13 protein-coding genes are annotated in these 19,552 nt (G+C 44.0%); 9 read left to right on the forward strand and 4 right to left on the reverse strand.

What is annotated here, in order from left to right; translation table 11 throughout:
• Positions 1 to 16: 16 nt before the first annotated feature.
• Entirely contained in the window at positions 17 to 985 is a 969-nt protein-coding gene (locus MHI48_RS13780; protein ID WP_036670738.1) for a bile acid:sodium symporter family protein, read from the reverse strand.
• Between the two features lie 141 nt (positions 986 to 1,126).
• Here MHI48_RS13780 and MHI48_RS13785 point away from each other — a divergent pair, with 141 nt between their 5' ends.
• The 3 genes from MHI48_RS13785 to MHI48_RS13795 all read left to right on the forward strand — a co-directional run bounded on the left by MHI48_RS13785 (position 1,127) and on the right by MHI48_RS13795 (position 3,963).
• Complete coding sequence (locus MHI48_RS13785; protein ID WP_156946112.1) at positions 1,127 to 1,597, forward strand: DUF6376 family protein; 471 nt, start codon at positions 1,127 to 1,129, stop codon at positions 1,595 to 1,597.
• 324 nt (positions 1,598 to 1,921) lie between these two features.
• Entirely contained in the window at positions 1,922 to 2,677 is a 756-nt protein-coding gene (locus MHI48_RS13790; RefSeq protein WP_036670740.1) for an SDR family NAD(P)-dependent oxidoreductase, read from the forward strand.
• Positions 2,678 to 3,165: 488 nt separating this feature from the next.
• Entirely contained in the window at positions 3,166 to 3,963 is a 798-nt protein-coding gene (locus tag MHI48_RS13795; protein ID WP_036670741.1) for a sulfite exporter TauE/SafE family protein, read from the forward strand.
• On the opposite strand, the gene MHI48_RS13800 is transcribed toward MHI48_RS13795, so the two are convergent.
• Positions 3,938 to 4,108 carry a hypothetical protein gene (locus MHI48_RS13800; protein ID WP_405144337.1) on the reverse strand — a complete coding sequence of 57 codons (171 nt, stop codon included), beginning with the start codon at positions 4,106 to 4,108 and terminating at the stop codon, positions 3,938 to 3,940. The two genes, MHI48_RS13795 and MHI48_RS13800, sit on opposite strands and share 26 nt — an antisense overlap.
• 42 nt (positions 4,109 to 4,150) lie before the next feature.
• On the opposite strand from MHI48_RS13800, the gene MHI48_RS13805 reads away from it, so the two are divergent.
• Together MHI48_RS13805 and MHI48_RS13810 are read left to right on the forward strand one after the other, a co-directional pair.
• Positions 4,151 to 6,532 (forward strand): polyprenyl synthetase family protein, encoded by a 2,382-nt coding sequence (locus tag MHI48_RS13805; RefSeq protein ID WP_036670742.1) that lies wholly within the window; start codon positions 4,151 to 4,153, stop codon positions 6,530 to 6,532.
• Positions 6,533 to 6,800: 268 nt separating this feature from the next.
• On the forward strand, positions 6,801 to 9,428 hold the full coding sequence (locus MHI48_RS13810; RefSeq protein WP_405144339.1) for a PAS domain S-box protein: 2,628 nt from the start codon (positions 6,801 to 6,803) through the stop codon (positions 9,426 to 9,428).
• Between the two features lie 128 nt (positions 9,429 to 9,556).
• Here MHI48_RS13810 and MHI48_RS13815 read toward each other — a convergent pair whose 3' ends face one another.
• On the reverse strand, positions 9,557 to 11,323 hold the full coding sequence (locus tag MHI48_RS13815; RefSeq protein ID WP_405144341.1) for an ABC transporter substrate-binding protein: 1,767 nt from the start codon (positions 11,321 to 11,323) through the stop codon (positions 9,557 to 9,559).
• Positions 11,324 to 11,651: 328 nt separating this feature from the next.
• On the opposite strand from MHI48_RS13815, the gene MHI48_RS13820 reads away from it, so the two are divergent.
• The 3 genes from MHI48_RS13820 (at position 11,652) to MHI48_RS13830 (ending at position 17,001) form a co-directional block, all read left to right on the forward strand.
• The gene (locus MHI48_RS13820) at positions 11,652 to 12,887 is read left to right on the forward strand and encodes an MFS transporter (RefSeq protein ID WP_315372927.1); all 1,236 of its coding nucleotides are present in this window, start codon (positions 11,652 to 11,654) and stop codon (positions 12,885 to 12,887) included.
• A gap of 602 nt (positions 12,888 to 13,489) precedes the next feature.
• Complete coding sequence (locus MHI48_RS13825; RefSeq protein ID WP_405144343.1) at positions 13,490 to 15,235, forward strand: ABC transporter ATP-binding protein; 1,746 nt, start codon at positions 13,490 to 13,492, stop codon at positions 15,233 to 15,235.
• The gene (locus MHI48_RS13830) at positions 15,232 to 17,001 is read left to right on the forward strand and encodes an ABC transporter ATP-binding protein (protein ID WP_405144345.1); all 1,770 of its coding nucleotides are present in this window, start codon (positions 15,232 to 15,234) and stop codon (positions 16,999 to 17,001) included. The genes MHI48_RS13825 and MHI48_RS13830 overlap by 4 nt, the downstream gene beginning before the upstream one ends.
• A gap of 115 nt (positions 17,002 to 17,116) precedes the next feature.
• Here the strand turns inward: MHI48_RS13830 and cyoE are convergent, their stop codons facing one another.
• The gene (cyoE, locus tag MHI48_RS13835) at positions 17,117 to 18,046 is read right to left on the reverse strand and encodes a heme o synthase (protein WP_036608378.1); all 930 of its coding nucleotides are present in this window, start codon (positions 18,044 to 18,046) and stop codon (positions 17,117 to 17,119) included.
• A 473-nt stretch (positions 18,047 to 18,519) separates the two neighbouring features.
• Here cyoE and MHI48_RS13840 point away from each other — a divergent pair, with 473 nt between their 5' ends.
• On the forward strand, positions 18,520 to 19,440 hold the full coding sequence (locus MHI48_RS13840; protein WP_405144348.1) for an NAD(P)/FAD-dependent oxidoreductase: 921 nt from the start codon (positions 18,520 to 18,522) through the stop codon (positions 19,438 to 19,440).
• The last annotated feature ends 112 nt before the right edge of the window (positions 19,441 to 19,552 follow it).

Consider the following 19,552-nt stretch of genomic DNA (forward strand, 5'->3'; position numbering starts at 1 on the left):
ATCATCCAATATTTTGTTAGGCAGCGGATGTCTTATCCGACTTTTGCAGAAGCTGCGATCGACGACCGAGCAGATAACCTGTCAGGGAAGCAAGCATCTGCTGGAATACCATGCCTAGAACAACCGGGACAGCAACAGGCGGCGGAAAATAAGAAACAGCCAGTACTGCGCCAGCGCTGATATTACGCATACCTCCATTGAACACCAGAGCGACCTGATCGGCCTCGTTCCAGCCTAGCAATCGGGCGATGAAGTAACTTAGCGCATAACCGAATGATGCCAGGAAAATAATGATGACCGCAAGACCAGCCAACTTCCAGTTGAAATCAGCCAAGTAGGGCGCAACGACAGATCCGTTAATCGCAACGACAGATGCCATGAACAATTTGGATAACGGATTCAACCTTGGTCCCCAGACCGGGACAATACCGCCTTTGGTCCACTCATTCAGCAACATACCGAGCAGGGATGGTACAACAATCATCCAGAACAGACTGCTCATCATGGCTGCTGTGTCCAGTGTGACACTGGTTCCGATTAACAGGGATAACACCCCGGGGACTACAAAAGGAGCAAGCATGGTATCAATCAGGATGATGGATAGCGTAAGTGCGATATTGCCCCGATAGATACTGACCCAGATGAAGCTGCTTATTCCTGTCGGAATCACGGCTGCCAGAACAAGGCCCGTTATGGTGTACGCATCTGTAGGGAAAACCAGATGACCCATACCGAGAGCAATTAGAGGCATCGCCAAATGCAAAATAAACAGACATACAAACAGGGGGAACGGCTTCTTCAGCACGTTCACAAAATCCCGTATCCCAAGACTGATACTTCCAGCGAACGTCATGAACGCAAAAAGCCAAGGAGATAAAAAGGTATAAGAAGAAAGAAAACTCCCGCATAACACGCCAATAATAATGCTGATTGGGGTAATCAGTGGCATGATGCGGTTCAAGCGTTGGTTCAAGGCCTGAAGCATAATCATGACATCCCTTTACCGTGTGATTTTACTATTATACATCTTAATAACGTTGGCTGCAGACCCATTTGCAATGAAGCAGTCTGAACAGGTATCATGGACTTGGAACAAGGATTCCGATTAGGAGAAGGGGAGATGATCATGTTCATAAGAAAAAGAAAGCACACATTAATGATGACAGGCCTTATTGCATCAAGTATTCTGCTGATTTCGGCCTGTTCTGTCGTGGAACAAGCTAATCAAAGTTTAAATTATGTGAGTGGGGCTACTGATTATATAGAACAGGTATCAAACGCCGGAGCTGATCTGCAAGAGCTTGCATCGGGTGCGGTGAATAATCCGGAGGTTACAACGCAGATTCAGGAGAAAATCGATCTGATCCAAGCAGAGGCAAGCGAATTTTCTCAGTTGACTGCTCCTGCAATAGGAGAGAGCATTCATGAGAATCTGGTTAGTTACAATACTCAATTAACAGAAGTTGTGGACAATTTCGAGAATACAATTGCAGAGCAAGGTTTTACGGCAGAGAATTGGGAGAAGACAGGCATTCCTGAACTGATCACCAACATCAATAATTTGAAAGATCCGCTTAGCGGACTTCAGGGTGAATAAATTGAATTGATCTTACCACATTAAGACAATCCAGTTTGGAATCGAATACTTGAGAAGGGCGAGATATCGGAATGATTGAATTACCGTTATGCTCGCTTTTTTATTTTCCCAAAACTCATGCATATTTAATATCACAGGAGCTAGACTATATCATGTAAATAGGAGATGTATATGACATTTATCTCTTATTTATGTGAAGATGATCTATGGTTTGACAAGGTTGGGACAGAGGCGTATGATAAGTATATAAGTTAATAAAATATAGTTACTTACTATAAGTATTGAACTGCACCTAAAACTATTTTGCCAAAGGAGAGCTGAGTTATGACTCAACACAATGGAAAAGTAATCATTATTACAGGCGGAGCCAGTGGTATTGGTAAAGAAACAGCACTTCAACTTTCGGATCAAGGTGCGACTATTGTTGTCGCTGACTATAATGAAGACGGAGCGAAGAAGCTTGCGGCAGAGATTGAAGCAGCAGGCGGAACAGCGGGCTCGTACAAAGTGGATGTATCCAAAGGGGACGAGATCAAAGCCCTGATCGACTGGACCGTAGAGCAATATGGTACGTTAAGCGGTATTTTCAATAACGCAGGCATTGGACTTGTGAAGCCATTTCTGGAGATGGACCCGGAATCCTATCACAGAGTCATTGATGTAGATCAGCATAGTGTATATTATGGTATGTATTATGGTGCGAAAAAAATGGTTGAATTGAACGTACAGGGTACCATTGTAAATACAGCTTCGATCTATGGAAGCGTTGCTGCAGTAGGTAGCTTCAACTACAACGCAGCCAAGGCTGCTGTTGTTATGATGTCCAAATCCGGTGCATTGGAACTAGCTGAGCATGGAATTCGTGTAGTTGGTGTAGCACCTGGTTTTATCGAAACACCGATTCTGGGTGATGACCAAGCCATGAAGGATGCGCTTGCTACTCAACATATGCGTGGAGAACTCATTCAACCAGAGAAAGTAGCCAGTGTGGTTACATTCCTGTTCAGTGATGCAGCAAGCGCAGTGAACGGGACAACCGTAGCCGTAGATGATGGATTCCTCAGCTTCAAAACCAAATAAGTTCCCTTTTATAATTAAGGCAACTTATATCAAAAAACAGAAAAAAACGGTGCAGAACGATTTATTCGTTTTGCACCGTTTTTGTATTTTCATTATAAAGTAATCATGGCATATGAGATGGAAATAAGTTTGTCGAATCATCCCGAAATTTCAGAGATCGTGATACAATTAGCAAGGTTGTATCTTTTTATCATTTTGTGGTGTGTCATATACAATTCGAACTCCGAGAGAGCCATAACTCTCTTCTTTGTAATGACATTGAGAACAAGTTTTGGTTGAACATAACGCATCGTTATGAACTTGTAATTTTTCATTGCACTGTGGACATTTATTTTCAAAAAGAGTCTTCAACACGTTAAACATGCTTAATCACTCATTTCGGATTAATTTACTTGGTTTTTATTATAACGGATAATATTCGCTGTGTATAGCACTTTTGAGTGGTGTCGAAATGATATTTATATAGCACGAAAGGAAGCGCATAACCGATGGATCTTCTGCTTTTTGTCATCATGTTTATACTGGGTCTGGTCGGTTCATTCTTCTCCGGTTTGTTGGGTATTGGTGGGGCCATTATCAATTATCCGCTACTGTTATATGTTCCATCCTGGATGGGATTGGAGCCGTTCTCATCACATCAGGTATCGTCGATTAGTATGTTTCAGGTGTTTTTCGCTTCACTTGCTGGTGTGATTGCATTCCGCAGAAAAGTAAAAACGGGTAGAAGTGGTGGGGCAATCGTTCACCGAGGTTTGGTGCTATACATGGGCTCCAGCATTCTTGCTGGCAGTCTGATCGGCGGGTTCATATCCGGTCATCTGGACGGAAGGGTTATTAATCTGATCTATGGCATTCTGGCGATCATGGCGATTGTGCTTATGCTGATTCCCGGAAAGGGAAAGCTTGATACCTCAGCTCCATTGGTGTTTAACCGATGGATTGCAGCAGGCACTGCTTTTGCAGTAGGTATTGTATCAGGAATTGTTGGTGCGGGGGGTGCCTTTATCCTTATTCCCATCATGCTGACGATTCTCAACATCCCCGTACGAACAACGATTGCTTCTTCACTGGCGATTGTATTTATCTCCGCCATTGGCGGTGTTATTGGGAAAATTACGGGCGGAGATATTCCAATGGAACCCATCATCTATACGGTGATCGGCAGTCTGCTCGGGGCATCCCTTGGTTCACGGGTTAGTTCGATGATTAATGTGAGGGTACTTCGATATGCATTAATCGTACTTATCGCCATCACAGCGGTTAAAGTCTGGTCATCCATTCTGTAAAATCACGTATATGGGAATGAACAATGACGATTTCGTAACCAAACGGTTGGATCGCCGTATAAAGGTTATGAACATGAGCTGAAGCGTTGGATAGACGATCAAATGAGTTCAGTTTTCGTCCATGGAGCACCTCATCTCCTTTCATGGATACATGTTTAACATTAATAGAATTTGAGGTATCCACCCTATGAATAACGTACTTACAGAACAGGCTGATGCAGGATATCGGCTAGCTGAGCAGAAAGCATCTCAGTATTTTACTTCTCTTAGGCAGCAACTTATGGATAATACGTATACAACAGCACTTACCCAAGATATTCATGTGTGGCAAAAGAAACATATTCATCGTTTTGCCTGGCTTTCTCTTTTATCACCTAGCAAAAGAAAACCGGATCCTCGGGATGTTCATAGATATATCCACTGGCTGAATACGACAGGAAAGCTGGATGATTACCTGGATCGGAGTATCTCCTATATTTATATGCGAGATCTGGGGCAAGCCCTTGATTCTCCGGGCACGCAGGCCCGAATTCAGAACGTTGTCCAGAATACCAAAAAATATTTTATGGGCTCAGCTACTGGGCGAAAAGGACAGCCTGATTATATCAGTCTGGCTGCGTTGTACCGGTGGGGACAGAAGGAGCACATTGAAACGGCTGTCATCTGGGTGATGAACAAATTAAAGAATGTAGCATCCAACATCCCGAAGGAGCTGGATGCAGAGCAGGCGCAACGGAAGCTCATCAAGATCATTCTTGGCGTGGTCCTTCATGTGGACGATGAGATGAATGAGCAGACACCACCTGAAGAACGTGCCCGGAGATTTGATGCGGCGATCCGACTTGGTTATTCGTACGGTTTGACGTATCCATTTGTGGATGATCTGCTGGATTCTCAAGCTTTGACTGTTCAAGAAAAAGAACAATATTCCCTGATGATACGCGATGCACTTCTTACCGGGGTCGTACCTGATCTGGGAGATTGGAAAGGCAGCAATCTTGAAGTAATTGAATATGTACATTCCGAGCTTCGGGAAGCATTTGAGTACATCAAGAACTACCAGCATCCAGAGAAACAGCGCACGTTTTTAGAGCAATCCTATGTGTTCTTTCAGTCTCAGGAGATCGATCGCAACAAGAAATTAGCCAATGCGAATTATAGCAATGAAGAATTGTATATTCCGATTATTATCAAATCTTCTTCTTCCCGATTAATCGTCCGGTCTGTTCTAAGTGCACCGGTGGATGAAGGATTTGATCTGCGAACGTTCTATTACGGGATATATAATCAGTTGGCTGATGATTTTGCCGATATGTTTGACGATATGGAAGAAGGGGCAGTAACTCCATATACTTACTATTTGAAGTATCGAGATTTGCGTCCCGACTTGATCAATCCATATGAATTGTATTGGGCAGTCATCTCTCATCTAATCCATGATGTATATAACTCGGACGCCAAGACCCGCGAGGTCATACTGGATCGTGCCATTAACGGTCTGAAGCGTTGTAAAGAACGGTTGGGGCAGCAAAAATATGATGAAGTGATGACGATCTTTGCCTCTGGGCAGCCTGAATTCAATCAACTGGTTCAACAGATGGTGCGAAAAGCAGATGACGTTGATTTCCTTGATAAATTGTTACGGGATCAGGTTGTGCTTCAATTGAAAAATGACAAGCAGGAAAAAGAGGAGTTCAAACAGACCATTCGAACGGTTCGCGAACAGATTAATGTGGAGTTGCAGATTGCGAAGCCCGGTGGCCTTCATGAGATGAAAGAAACACTGATCGATGCGGCCAATTACAGTTTGCAGGGAGACGGAAAAAGGCTACGTCCGATATTAACTTGGGTTATGGGCGTGCGCGAGTATGGTCTTCATGAATCATCCATCGTTCCGCTGCTAAGATCATTGGAGTACATGCATACTGCTTCCCTGATCTTTGATGATCTGCCTACGCAGGATAATGCTTCGACAAGACGTGGACGTTCAACGCTGCACCATGTGCACAATAGTGCCACAGCAGAGCTAACCGGTCTATTTCTTATCCAGAAGGCGATTGGAGAGCAATCCTCATTGGATCGTTTTGATGCGGCGACCGTGCTCAGACTCATCCAGTATTCGGCTGAAAAAGCAGAGGATATGTGTATGGGGCAGGCCATGGATCTGAATTCCAAAGGCAAGGCATTGACGCTGGAACAGTTGAACATGATCTGTTTTTACAAAACTGGCATTGCCTTCGAAGCTGCCCTGGTCATGCCAGCGATACTTGCCCAAGTGAAGGAACCGGAGATGGCTGCGCTGAAAAAGTTCGCTTATCATGCGGGGATCGCCTTCCAGATCAAGGACGACTTGCTGGATTTCGAGGGAAATCACCTCATTCTTGGGAAACCTGCAGGTCAGGATGAGCGGAACAACAATTCAACCTTTGTGTCTATTCTGAGTGATGAAGGCGCGAAGAAAGCGATGTGGGAGCATTATTGTCTTGCTACAGATGCATTGAACGAGATGCCGAAACCTATTCCATTTTTGAGACATTTATTGGATTATCTTATTGGTCGCGAGCGCTAACCCATTTTTCTAATGATTCCGTGTTGCATATGACTCATAATGATATATAATGACAAAGTTCGGGATTCCATGTGGATGGATTCCGGGCCTTGTTTGGTTTAAAGACACAAATCTCTTAAAAAGATTTGTTTCAACGGTTGAAATTCTGGGTATTAAGCAGGTACTGTTGTTTTAAAACTGACTAATTTTTATAGAACATCTTATATCAGTAAAAACTTTAGATTTCGACAAACTTTATATGGAGTCTATGCCAAAAGGAGAACTTACAATGCAGGTTCAAAAGGTCGATCATCACGAATTGTTCGAGCAGATATATAACCAAGCGCCTATTGGGATTGCACTCGTTGCTCCAACAGGGCAATGGATGAAAGTGAACCCTGCTTTTTGTTGTATGCTAGGTTATACAAGTGATGAATTAATGGATCTCACGTATCAGGATATTACACATCCGGATGATTTCTCACAAGATATAATCTGTAGTTATGAGCTATTTGAAGGTAAATCAAAAGAAAATCAATACGAAAAACGTTACATTAATAAAAATGGTGACATCTTATGGTGTTCAATACATGTTTCCTTGGTTCGAAGCGAAATTACGGATGAACCTCTTTATTCCGTTTGCCATATTGTTGATATTTCCAATCGTAAACTGTCTGAACAAAAACTTCTCCATCGTGAAGAAATGTTCAAACTTATTACGGATCATGCTCAGGAGATCATCTATATTGCCGATGGAGAAGGAGTTTGTCGGTTCTGCTCACCGTCAGTCCAACAAATATTAGGTTATTCCCCGGAAGAAGTCATTGGCCAAAACAATAATGCTTCCTTTCACCCACAAGATCTGGAACGGATCTCACAGATGGATTTGACTAAAGGTAATCTGTTGAATATTAGAGTCCGCCATAAAGACGGGCATTATCTTTGGTTTGAAACCACATACAAGGTCTTTGGTGATGCAGAGCATGAACAGCAGATTTTTACAATTGGACGAGATATATCAGAGCGAAAAAAACAAAAGGATATCAGTGCAGAGGCTGAACGTATCGCCTTGATTGGTAGTTGGGAATGGGATATGGTCTTAGACCATATTACATTTTCAGATCAGATCTTTGAGATTTTTGAACTTGAACACACCTGCAAACCATATCGGATAAGTGATGTTTTTGATGTTATGGATGCCGAAGATATAACCTCTTTACAAAAACATATTGCAGGGGTAAAACAGGGTGAACCGCTCGATTTTGAATACAAACACATCAGCTCAGATGGAAATGAGAAGTATCTTCACTTGCGTGGATTAATTACGCTTGATGAGCATGGTCAGCCAGTTCAGCTGAACGGAACACTACAGGATATCACTGAACGCAAGCGCATCGAATTTAAATTGCAGGAATCTGTGGAGCGATACACTTCGCTTAAGAAATACAATCATGACGCCATTATCTCGTTTAACATGGATGGTAATATTATGAATGCAAATCCAGTAGCGGTGAAAATGACGGGTTGTCCCGTGGCTGAAATGATCGGTACAAGTATAAGCAGATTTATCGGAGCCAGTAATCTGGGTCTGATTCTGGGCAGTAACTATGAGATGGCTGAAAAGGAGATCAACGCTGTTCGGTACACGAATGGATCTGAGACAGAAGTCTTGGCTACGCTTGCTCCAATCATTATTAATACATCCAATGTCGGGTTTTACCTGATTGCGAAGGATATTACGGAGCAGAAAAAACTGCTGGTAGCCAAAGAGACAGCGGAGAGAATGAATAAGGCCAAAAGTGAATTTTTGGCGATGATGAGTCATGAAATCCGCACACCTATGAACGGTGTAATTGGGATGACGGATTTGCTTTTGGATACTCCTGGACTTAGCGGGGAACAAAAGGAATATATCGAAATCATCCAGAAGAGTGGAGATTCCTTGCTGGCCATCATTAATGATATTCTTGATTTTTCCAAAATCGAATCAGGCAAAACCGATCTGGTAGAAGATCCTTTTGATCTCGTAGAGATTGTGACCGAGACGGTGCAAATCGTAAAACCGCTGGCTCGTGAAAAGAAGCTGGATGTTCGCATGTGCGTAGAAGATGTCATTCCAACTCCGGTGTATGGTGATGCTTATCGTCTTAAACAGGTACTTACCAATATCATCGGCAACGCAGTCAAATTCACTTCAGAAGGCGGCGTGGAAGTTAAAGTGGGAGTTAAGGAGCAGTGCGGCAATAACGTGCAGCTTTATTTTCAGGTAAAAGATTCGGGCATTGGCATTCCGGCCGAGAGGAAACAACAATTATTTGAACCTTTCTACCAACTGGAGAATTTTATGACCCGCAAACCTCAAGGTACCGGTCTTGGCCTTGCCATTAGTAAGAAACTGGTGGAGCTTATGCAGGGTGAGATCTGGATCGAGGAGTCGGATGAACCGGGTACAATCTTTATATTTACCGCCCAATTTAAATTAAATAACGGTGAAGAGAGCAACAGGTTGGATCAACAGCAGAAGAAGAGCAGAACATCAGCCTTGCGGATTTTAATTGCAGAAGACAATGAGGTGAATCAACTCGTCCTTAGCAGGATCGTTGAGAAAAAAGGGCACTTCGTGGATCATGTGGCGGACGGTGTTGAGGCAGTCGAGGCGGTCAAACACACTTCATATGATATTGTCTTCATGGATGTGCATATGCCAAGGCTTAATGGATTTGAAGCGACAAAAGCGATTAAAAATGCTTTGCCCCCCGAGAGTTGTCCATTCATTATTGCGGTAACTGCAAATGCCGTAAGAGGAGACATGGAAAACTGCTTGAAGGCAGGCATGGATGCGTATGTCAGCAAACCGATCAAAATCGAGTCCATTATGCAAGCATTGGAGACCTATTACATCAAAAATAATCTCTGAGCACGCTAAAAATGGATTCATGAGCAAAAAGCTGCTAGCTTATTGTAAATAGGCTAGCAGCTTTTTTTTGCTGTTCCATGATTTTGTCCTCCATCCTGCATCCCACAGATGCGACTAAGGACAAATCTCTAAGGGTTTTTGATCCACAATTTGGAGATGTCCAGATAACCGAATTCTGCGATCTGCATGCCGAAGATGCTCTGATCCAGTTCAGCCTGCTTGTTCATGTGACAACCATGCAAGATCCAGCAGTGATCACGTAGCAAGGCTTCAGCTTCATCCAGGAGCGCAGTACGTTCTGCCCGATGAAGCTTTGCAAAATGATCCAGTTTGTCATCCAATAGAGACTGGAATGCAGGAGACATACACATATGAAAATGGTTGGACAGGTTTTTGAAAAAATGAATCATGCCGTACTGCCAATCTTCCTCCAATATCTCTTCAGCGAGGATCAATTGCGCGTTTGTGGTTTCCTCTGAGTTGAAGTAATCCACAACAGCCTGCATGCTGATGTTCAGACCGATGGACGCTGCCCGACACTGGAACCACTCCGCAACGTCTGCATCCTTATTATGCTTATACGATAAAGTTACCGTCTCACCCTGGTACCCACAGTTATGCAGTAATTCACGAGCATGCTCAAGAGAGGCATCGGTCCAGTCTTGGGCTGCACTTTTCCAAGGAAGGAAGCTGCTGGCCGGTGTGATCCGATTCCCACCGAGATCTCGGACAAGCGCGACCGAATCATAGACGATACGCAGGGCTTGTCGAAATAGGGGATGATGATGGATGCCTTCCTTGTGAAAATTGAACAGCATATACTGACAACCCAGCGCCGGATAATTGATACTGTTCGTCTGATCACAGCCTGTTGCCAGACTCAATCGATCTGTACCGGGTAGCTCATAATAGCGATCATTTGGACTCAGGTCAGGCACAAACCAGAAATGCACTTGATCCAGATGTGGCCGGATGCCGTAGTACGCATCAAAAGCGGTAAGCTCCAGCACATCTGCATTCAGCTCAGAGATCTGAAAAGGACCGGTACCTATCAATGTATTGGCTACATTGTAATCGTAGGGCAGGATTGTCATCCGAATACAACTGAACAGATGCAAGAAAAACCGATTAGGACGATGTAGAACAAACTTGATGCAGTAATCACCAGCTACTTCCGCACGTTCGATATCCCGATATAACCAGATGGAGGGACTATGTACATCAATCAATCGTTGCAATGTCGCTTGAACATCCCGGGACGTCATGATACGTCCATTGTGGAAACGTACACCTTTCCGGAGATAGAAGGTCCATAAGCGATGGTCCTCGCTACACTCCCACATGTGCGCCAGTGCTGGCAGGAATGATTCTGTCTTGGCGTCATAAGTGATCAATGTATTACAGACCTGGCTTAATAGGTAGGTTTCAAATGCAGTATAAACAGAGGCTGGGTCCAAACCACCTAACTGGCGTGACCTCATGATGCGCAGGATATCCTGACCAGAGGCAGTTTCATCGTGGCCGTGAAATCCCATCTGTTGATGAAGGGAGAGCATGAGCTGTTCTCGCAATGTATCATCCATCTGAACGGTTCCGATGAGTTCAATGGCATCTTTCATTTTGCCTTTACCCAAAAGCTCGGTAAAACTCGCTTCCAACGCTTCATTCATACTACGCAGCATCGTTAACTCCGAATGATGTCCCCGTCCACGCCCAGGCTGCCAATGGATGAAGCCTTGCTCTTCCAATTTTCTGAGAATGAATTTCACATTGCGGGGGGTACAGCACAAGGCAGCGGACAGGCTATCGATCGTTACCGCTACAGGTTCATGAAGTTTGAATGAAAGTTGTTCGGCCCCGGCGAGCCTTATAAAGTGTGTATGCAGGGTATCCATGGTCATGACTCCTCTATTAAAGGTGAAAAGTGTGATTATATGTTTACACTTTTATTTCCCCCTTTTATCCTTACAATTATACATTAGAAGAGGTAGTTCAAAAAGTCCGCTTTTGATTACGAAAGATGCCTAAAGGCATCATCAGCATCGAATATGGAATTCAGCCGAAATGTCCGTTGCTCACGTAGTTTTCCCTACGCTCCGCTACTCCATTTCTAGCTTCATCCCATCTTCTCGGTACTGAAAACCGAACTTTTTGAACACGTATTAGAAGAGTACTTCAAAAAGTCCGCTTTTGAAGCACTTAGAAAGAATAGGAGAAGTTCGCATGAAGCAATATTTAAGGCAAATTCACCCCTTGGCATGGACGATCATTATCGGAACCATGTTTGGACGTCTTGTGACGTCCATGAGTATCCCGTTTCTATCAATCTATCTGACACGTGTGTTAGATGCTACACCGACCCAGACCGGTATTACTGTGGCCGTTAGCTCGCTGGCAGGTGTAATGGTCAGCTTTTATGGAGGTTATATTTCGGACCGGATCGGTCGCAAAATCGTGATGTTAATCTCGGTATTTAGCTGGGCAGGTGTATTTTTTATCTTTTCAGCAGCAGAGCATCTATGGGTGTTCTTTGTTGCCAATACGTTAAACGGATTATGCCGCGCAGTATTTGAGCCCACCTCCAGAGCACTGTTATCGGATATTACTTCTCCGGAGAACAAATTGCTGGTGTTCAACCTCAGATATGCTGCAGTTAATCTTGGTGTGGTCTTTGGGCCAATTATCGGATTTCAGCTGGGATCATCTGAATCAACGTTCCCATTTGTGATTTCCGGCTTGATATACATAGCCTATGGACTTGTATTATTTCTGCAATTCAAGCTACAGCATGCCAATCTGCCAGAGCGTCATCAGGCAACCGCACCACGTTTGCGTGAAGCACTCATAACCACCGGTCGCGACCGGGTGTTTCTGCCAGTATTAATCGGTACCACATTTTGTGTTCTGGGTTACGGGCACTTTAGTTCTACGTTGGCACAGTACTTGGCGAGAAGCCCGATCTTTGAAAATGGAAGTCAGATGTTCTCGTACATGCTATCCCTGAATGCCGTGACGGTACTGATTATTCAGTATCCTCTTGTGAGAACCTTCCGAAACTTCCCACCGCTTGTTCCTCTGATTGTGGGTAACTTGCTGGTGGCAACCAGTCTGATGATGGTTGGAATCGCTGAAGGTGTGCTCATGATGATGATGAGTGTCATACTATTTACCATTGGGGAAGTGTTGTTGTTCACCATGATGGATATGCTCATTGACCGGATTGCGAAGCCGGAATGGAAAGGGACGTATTTCGGTACCATCGGATTCAATAATATCGGTAGTGTCATTGCTCCTGTCATGGGCGGGGTGTTATTAAGTCAATTTGGAGCGGAGAATGGTTTCGCTGTTTTTCTACCGATTGCACTGACGACTGCCCTGGGAGTACCTTTTCTTCTGATCGCACATAGACGTCTTGTTGTTAGAGAAAAACAAACAGAGCCTACATCATTAAGTATGTAGCGAGAATTGAAAAGTTTAATGGCATGAATTAAATAACAATTCAGTTAAAATTATCTTGACGGATGTTAGTCCAGCGAATACAATAAACAACAAATATGTGAAACGGGTGGGATGTTGATTATGTTTATGCCTATACAGATTTCGAATCGATAACTGAATACGCATGAGCATAGTGACATTAATCCAATTTTTTTGCAATGATCGCGTTGGGACAGTCATGTTTGTGCACCTCTGTCGTGGACGCTCATCATTATTGCGATGCAGAGGAGATACGGGAAATGCTTTGCATTTCATTCGATCTCTTTTGGCTACAAGCTGTAGATGAACATTAGTTCATCTATGGCTTTTTGGCATGCATTCCACCCAATTTGTTCACATGGAAAGGAGCGTTTGGAGCGTTATTTTATAAAAACTAACTTGTTAAAAAGGAGAATGTACAATGGTCAACATGCGTTCTACATATCAATTATGGGCGGGAAATCCCGATTTTAATGTCATTATGTATGACTCATCCTAGTGATCGCAAATTTGCTGTTGTTAAGATCATCAACAAATATGAATAGGCAAAAACAATTAAATAAACCGATAAAGAGGTGGGACCTGTGCCCAAAACAGAGAAACGCTCCATGTCTTGGCTGCTGCGCTATCTAAAACCAGTTAAAGGACGGCTGGCCTTACTTTTAATCATGTTGCTCACATCAACGGGGCTTCAGCTTTTGAATCCACAGATTATCAAACGATTTATCGATACAGCAGCAAGTGGGGGAGTCCTCACCAATCTTGTTCAGCTTGCAGGAATATTTCTGGTTGTTGCCGTGTTTAATCAACTCATCACGGTAGCGGTCAGTTATTTGGGGAACGACGTGGCCTGGCGGGCCACGAATCAACTGCGCGGGGATCTGCTGAAGCACTGTCTGCGTCTCGATATGCGGTTTCATAATGTGAAAACACCTGGAGAGATGATTGAACGTGTGGATGGTGACGTAACAAGTATCTCCAATTTTTTCGCGATGTTCATTGTGCAAGTGATCGGGAGTTTTGTACTGCTGGCCGGAATTCTCGGGTTCATGTTCAGTGTTAATGTGCCCATTGCTTTGGTCATGACCGTGTTCACATTATTATCGATCCTGTTCATGGTCTTCATCCGAAATCTGGGCGTGGACTCTTCCAAAAATGAACGGGCAGCAAGTGCCTCTCTGTTCGGATTAATTGAAGAACGCATTGCCGGGATTGAAGATGTGCAAGCGAATGGTCATGTGCCTTATGTGATGAACCGCTTTTACCGCACAATGCGCACGGTATTCCGTAAGGGGAGAAAAGCCTGGCTGCTACGGGTTATTCCGTGGAATACCACAGTAGTTCTGTTCGCACTGGCGGTCACTGCGGTGCTTTTGCTGGGTGTGCATTATTATATGGAAGGTCTAATTAGTATCGGAACATTATTTCTGATCTACCAATATACGCAGATGCTGAATGATCCGATTGAGATGCTTGGAGATCAGGTGCAGGAGTTCCAAAAAGCAAAATCAGGCATGCTGCGCTCCAGAGAGCTGTTGTCCATGCATAGTGTGATTGAAGAGGGTACAGAGGAGCAATTGCCGGAAGGACCTCTTGGTCTGGAATTCAGTCAGGTGCACTTCAGTTATAACCAGGATAAACCGGTATTGCAGGACATTACTTTTGCTATTAAACCTGGAGAACGTCTGGGAATCATCGGTCGCACAGGTAGCGGTAAATCGAGTCTTAGTCGTGTTCTTCTCCGGCTGTACAATCTGGATCGGGGTACGATCCGTGTGGGTGGAACGGATATCACAAAGCTTTCATTACAAGCGCTCTATCGCAGGGTGGGAATGGTGACACAGGATGTGCAGTTGTTTGATGGCACGCTGCGTGATAACCTGACCCTGTTCAATGGAGATGTATCGGATCAGATGATCAAGGAGACGACGGATCGCCTTGGACTTAGCCAATGGATTAATTCACAACCAGAAGGGCTCGATACGTATCTGGCAGCAGGTGGAGCTTCATTGTCGGCAGGGGAAGCACAGTTATTTGCCTTAACCCGCGTATTCCTGACCGAACCGAGTCTGGTTATTCTGGATGAGCCGTCCTCACGTCTGGATGCTGCGACCGAAGGTATGCTTCAATCTGCAATTGACCAGTTAATGAAACAATCCACAGGAGTGATTATTGCTCACCGACTGGCTACGCTGGAGAAAGTTGACCGGATTATGGTGCTCGGTGATGGGAAGGTACTGGAATTTGGAGCGAGAGAAGAACTTGCCAGTAACCCGGCATCTCACTATGCCAGACTGCTGATTACAGGCAGAGAGGAGGAATTGGCATGACTGTAGCAGGATTTATAGGCCGTTTGTTTCGATTCAGGCCTTTGCTGTTTATTATCAACGGATTGTTATGGTGTATATTTCATTCCTTGCCGTTAGCTATTGGTATTGGGATGCAGTGGTTTTTTGATCGGACAACAGCAGGTTCTAATGACTACATGTGGCTTGCTGTGCCGCTTATCTTTATTGCTTTGGTCCGAATGGCACGGGTGGGCACATTTTTTGTAGCCTTCTATGCATGGGTTACGTATCTGTATCATGTTCAGGCGATTTTGCGAACCAACATGCTCGCAGCGATCATGCGCTGGCCTGGGCGTAATCTTCCGGCTTCACCAGGGGAGGCGATGAGTCGCTTTCGGGATGATGTCGATGAAGTCGTCGAGTATGTAGAATCATGGGTGGACTTCTGGGGACGACTCGTATTTGCTGTTGTGTCCATCGTCATTATGGCGAACATTAATTGGCAGATCACATTGGTTGCTGTGCTGCCATTGGTGGTCGTGACCTTACTCAACAACCTGTCCGGAAATCGGGCTCGGAAGTATGCACAGGTTAATCGAGAATCGACTGGGCGAATTACCAGTTTTATTGCGGAAACGTTTGGAGCAGTGCAAGCCCTGAAACTGGGTCAGGCCGAAGAGCATGTCTCTTCACGTTTCAACCAGTTGAATGAAGATCGTCGCCAGGCTGCACTTCGAGACAATCTGTTCAAGCAGTGGATGAGATCGATGAATCAGCATGTTCTAAGTATCTGTACCGGATTGATTCTACTGATGTGTGCAGCTGAGATGAAAGCAGGAAACTTTACCGTAGGTGATTTTGCCTTATTCACCAGTTATTTGGCCAATATCGGATTTAGTATTTCACTGTTTGGTTATATGGTGTTTCAGCACAAAAGGCTCAAGGTATCCTATGATCGTATGCGTAAGCTATTTCGCCCAGGGGAAGAAGACCAGATCATGGATTCGAGGGAAATCTATCTGTATGAAGATCCGCCGGAGCTTGTAAGTGAACAGAGGGACCCTAAGGAGAAGTTGCAATCTCTTGAGGTGAATAAGCTGACTTATCAATATCCGAATTCTGCAAATGGCATAGAAGAGATCAGTTTCCGTCTGAAACGTGGACAATTTCTTGTGATTACGGGACGGATCGGATCAGGTAAATCAACACTTGTACGCACACTTCTTGGGCTGTTACCCAAACAAAAAGGGGACATTCACTGGAATGGAGCGGCTGTTGATCCAGCCACATTCCTGATGCCGCCTAGAGCCGCGTATACCCCTCAAGTGCCAAGATTGTTCAGTGATACGTTGAAAGAAAATATCGTCCAGGGCAAACAGGGTAACACCGAGCAAGCCCTTGAAAAAGCCATTCGTCTGGCTGTGATGGAGAAGGATATCAAACAACTGGATCAGGGGCTTGAGACCCCGGTTGGTCCAAGAGGGGTCATGCTGTCAGGCGGGCAGATTCAGCGCGCGGCCACAGGACGCATGTTAATGACGGAGGCGGACCTGTTTATCTTTGATGACCTGTCCAGTGCACTGGATGTGGAGACAGAACAACAAGTATGGGAAGGGCTGTTCCAAGAGCCGGATGTCACCTGCATCGCAGTTTCTCACCGCAGGGCAGCACTTTCCAAAGCAGATCACATTATCGTGATGAAAGATGGACGCATTGAAGCCGAGGGAAGTTTGGCCGAATTGCTTGCCACCAATGAAGAGATGCAGCTGCTGTGGCAAGGGGAACAAACCCCCGCCAAAGTTGGATAGCTTTGAAAATTTAGAAAAGATAATAAAAAAACAAAAAGCCTTACAGACGACCCCTTGAAAGAGGACAGTCTGTAAGGCTTTTTATCGTTATAACGAGTGGAAAGATGGAATATTATTATCTCATCATCTGAGCAATCAAGGAATACGCAATGATGACCAGGAAGATAATAGTGATATGGTTAATGGAGAAGATAAACATCCGTTTGGACCATTTCTCTGTTTCTTTCTTGTCAAAGGTAGCCACACTGAGAATGAGCCAAGCCAAGCTAACCAGAAATGCCACAATAGCGACAAATGGACTCATCGGCCAGAATAAAAAGCTGGAGATCAGTAACAGTACCAGATACACGTTTGTCTGAATGTATGTCCGTCTGATGCCTTTAACAACGGGTAGCATGGGAACACCAGCAGCTTTGTATTCGTCAAAACGACGAATCGCAATCCCGTAGAAGTGAGGCATTTGCCATAAGAGCATCGTAACGACCAATGCCCAGATCTCGAAATGACCCAGTTCCGGTGAAATGGCTGCCCAACCGATGAGTGGAGGCACAGCACCCGAAAGACTTCCCACTTCCGTGTTGTAGATCGTTGTACGTTTGGTCCACATCGTGTAAGGGAACACGTATAGCAACAGACCCAAAATACCAAATACAGCAGCGGATGGGGAAGCGATGTACAACATGATGCCCCCGATGATGGTGATTGCAATACCGAGAATCAGACCCGACTTGGTATCTACGCGTCCCGTAACGGTAGGCCGTTTCTTCGTACGTTCCATGATCGCATCAATATCACGATCATACAAGTTGTTAAACACCCCTGCAGCTCCAATAATGAGAGAAGATCCAATAAAGGAAAGGATGATTGGTACAATATTAGCTAAGATTGAAGCATCAAATACATATAAAGCCAAACTTAAACCCGCAAACATGGCGATCAGGTTGGACTTGATGATTCCGATTTTGATCGTATCGAAGAATACTTTCGGAATCGAGCTATACTCCAGGCTGATATTGGTCTGTGAACCATTGTTCAATGTTTTCAAGAACTCACTTCCTATATCTATACTTGTATATTATGTCGCTATTATACCATTCAATACACTATGTGATTTAATTAACGTTTTAGTATTTAAAATAATGTCATTTGATTGTGAACAATTTAAAAACAAGGTTGTTTTTAATTGTTAAATAATAATTTCTGTGTTACAGGAGAGAATTTAAAAATCCGGGTATATCCGGGTATAACAGTGATTCAAAGTTTGCTCTGTCATTGTAGTGTAAGTGTAAATAATCTTTTATTCAACTCACACAGATTGGATTGAAGAACGTAGTTAAAGATATATGTTGCAAAATGGTTAGGTTTTGTTTATTGTAGATATAAGATATCTTTAATAGTCTTGTTTAAAATTTGTTCTTGTAAATCTCCGATATTACTTTCTTAAGAGAAAGCGGAGGTTATTTTTAAAACTTAATTAGAGATATTAAATGTCTGGAAAGGGTGTATAGTATGAGTAATATGAATCAACTCTTGGATGTACTTATTATTGGTGGAGGACCAGCGGGGCTTAATGCAGCCCTAGTACTTGGCAGGGCCCGCAAGAACGTTGTGGTCATTGATGATGAGACACCGCGTAACTGGGTTACAAGGGAGACTCATGGGTTTGTGACAAGAGATGGGGCAAGTCCACGTGAATTCCGGAAAGCTGCCAAAGAACAGATTGCAGCGTATCCCACAGTTCAATTTGCTTCCGATACGGCAACAGCGATAACAGGTAGCGATGGTGATTTTGAAGTTAAGACTACTCAGGGGGCAAGTTATCGCACGAAAAAGATTTTGTTTGCAGTAGGTAAGAAAGATCTGCCTCTAGATATTAACGGATTAACAGAGGTTTACGGTAAAAGTGCGTTTGTGTGTCCATATTGTGATGGATGGGAGTTAAGAGACCAAGCGCTGGTCATCATCGTTAGTGGAGTTAACGCATTACATATGGCAAAAGTCATATCCGGCTGGACAGAACGTTATACGATCTGTACGAATGGATCAGATTCCTTAACCGATGAGCACCGTGAAGAGCTGAAGCAGCATCATGTTACTGTATTCGATGCACCGATTCAATCCATTAACTCTGAAGAAGGGATGGTACAGCAAGTTGTACTAAATGACGGTACAGCGATTCCTTGCACAGGAGTTTTCTTTCAACCGAAACTGTTTACCGGATCAGAACTGCCAAAGGCCATCGGTTGTGAAATTACAGAATCAGGAACGGTTATCGTTGATGCTTCAGGCAAAACATCCGTAGCGGGTATATACAGTGCTGGTGATGCAGCATCCGAGATATATCAGGCAATCACGGCTGCGTCTCTGGGGGCGTTGTCTGCGGTAAGCATTAATAATGAATTGAATTTCGAGAACTGGGATGGGCCAAGTCATCATTAGAAAAAAGTTTCATAGAATCATAGCGTCATTGCTTCATACAGTAGGGGATTGCATATGCAATCCTCTATTTGCTGTTATTCAACTTAAACGTTGACCGGTTCAATTGAAAGTT

Source organism: Paenibacillus sp. FSL H7-0942 (assembly GCF_045040715.1).
In the GTDB taxonomy this organism is placed as follows: domain Bacteria; phylum Bacillota; class Bacilli; order Paenibacillales; family Paenibacillaceae; genus Paenibacillus; species Paenibacillus amylolyticus.

Coding starts and splice junctions, on each gene's coding strand:
- MHI48_RS13780 (WP_036670738.1), bottom strand. CDS start 985: ATGCTTCAGGCCTTGAACCAACGCTTGAACCGCATCATGCCACTGATT.
- MHI48_RS13785 (WP_156946112.1), top strand. CDS start 1,127: ATGTTCATAAGAAAAAGAAAGCACACATTAATGATGACAGGCCTTATT.
- MHI48_RS13790 (WP_036670740.1), top strand. CDS start 1,922: ATGACTCAACACAATGGAAAAGTAATCATTATTACAGGCGGAGCCAGT.
- MHI48_RS13795 (WP_036670741.1), top strand. CDS start 3,166: ATGGATCTTCTGCTTTTTGTCATCATGTTTATACTGGGTCTGGTCGGT.
- MHI48_RS13800 (WP_405144337.1), bottom strand. CDS start 4,108: ATGAAAGGAGATGAGGTGCTCCATGGACGAAAACTGAACTCATTTGAT.
- MHI48_RS13805 (WP_036670742.1), top strand. CDS start 4,151: ATGAATAACGTACTTACAGAACAGGCTGATGCAGGATATCGGCTAGCT.
- MHI48_RS13810 (WP_405144339.1), top strand. CDS start 6,801: ATGCAGGTTCAAAAGGTCGATCATCACGAATTGTTCGAGCAGATATAT.
- MHI48_RS13815 (WP_405144341.1), bottom strand. CDS start 11,323: ATGGATACCCTGCATACACACTTTATAAGGCTCGCCGGGGCCGAACAA.
- MHI48_RS13820 (WP_315372927.1), top strand. CDS start 11,652: ATGAAGCAATATTTAAGGCAAATTCACCCCTTGGCATGGACGATCATT.
- MHI48_RS13830 (WP_405144345.1), top strand. CDS start 15,232: ATGACTGTAGCAGGATTTATAGGCCGTTTGTTTCGATTCAGGCCTTTG.
- MHI48_RS13840 (WP_405144348.1), top strand. CDS start 18,520: ATGAATCAACTCTTGGATGTACTTATTATTGGTGGAGGACCAGCGGGG.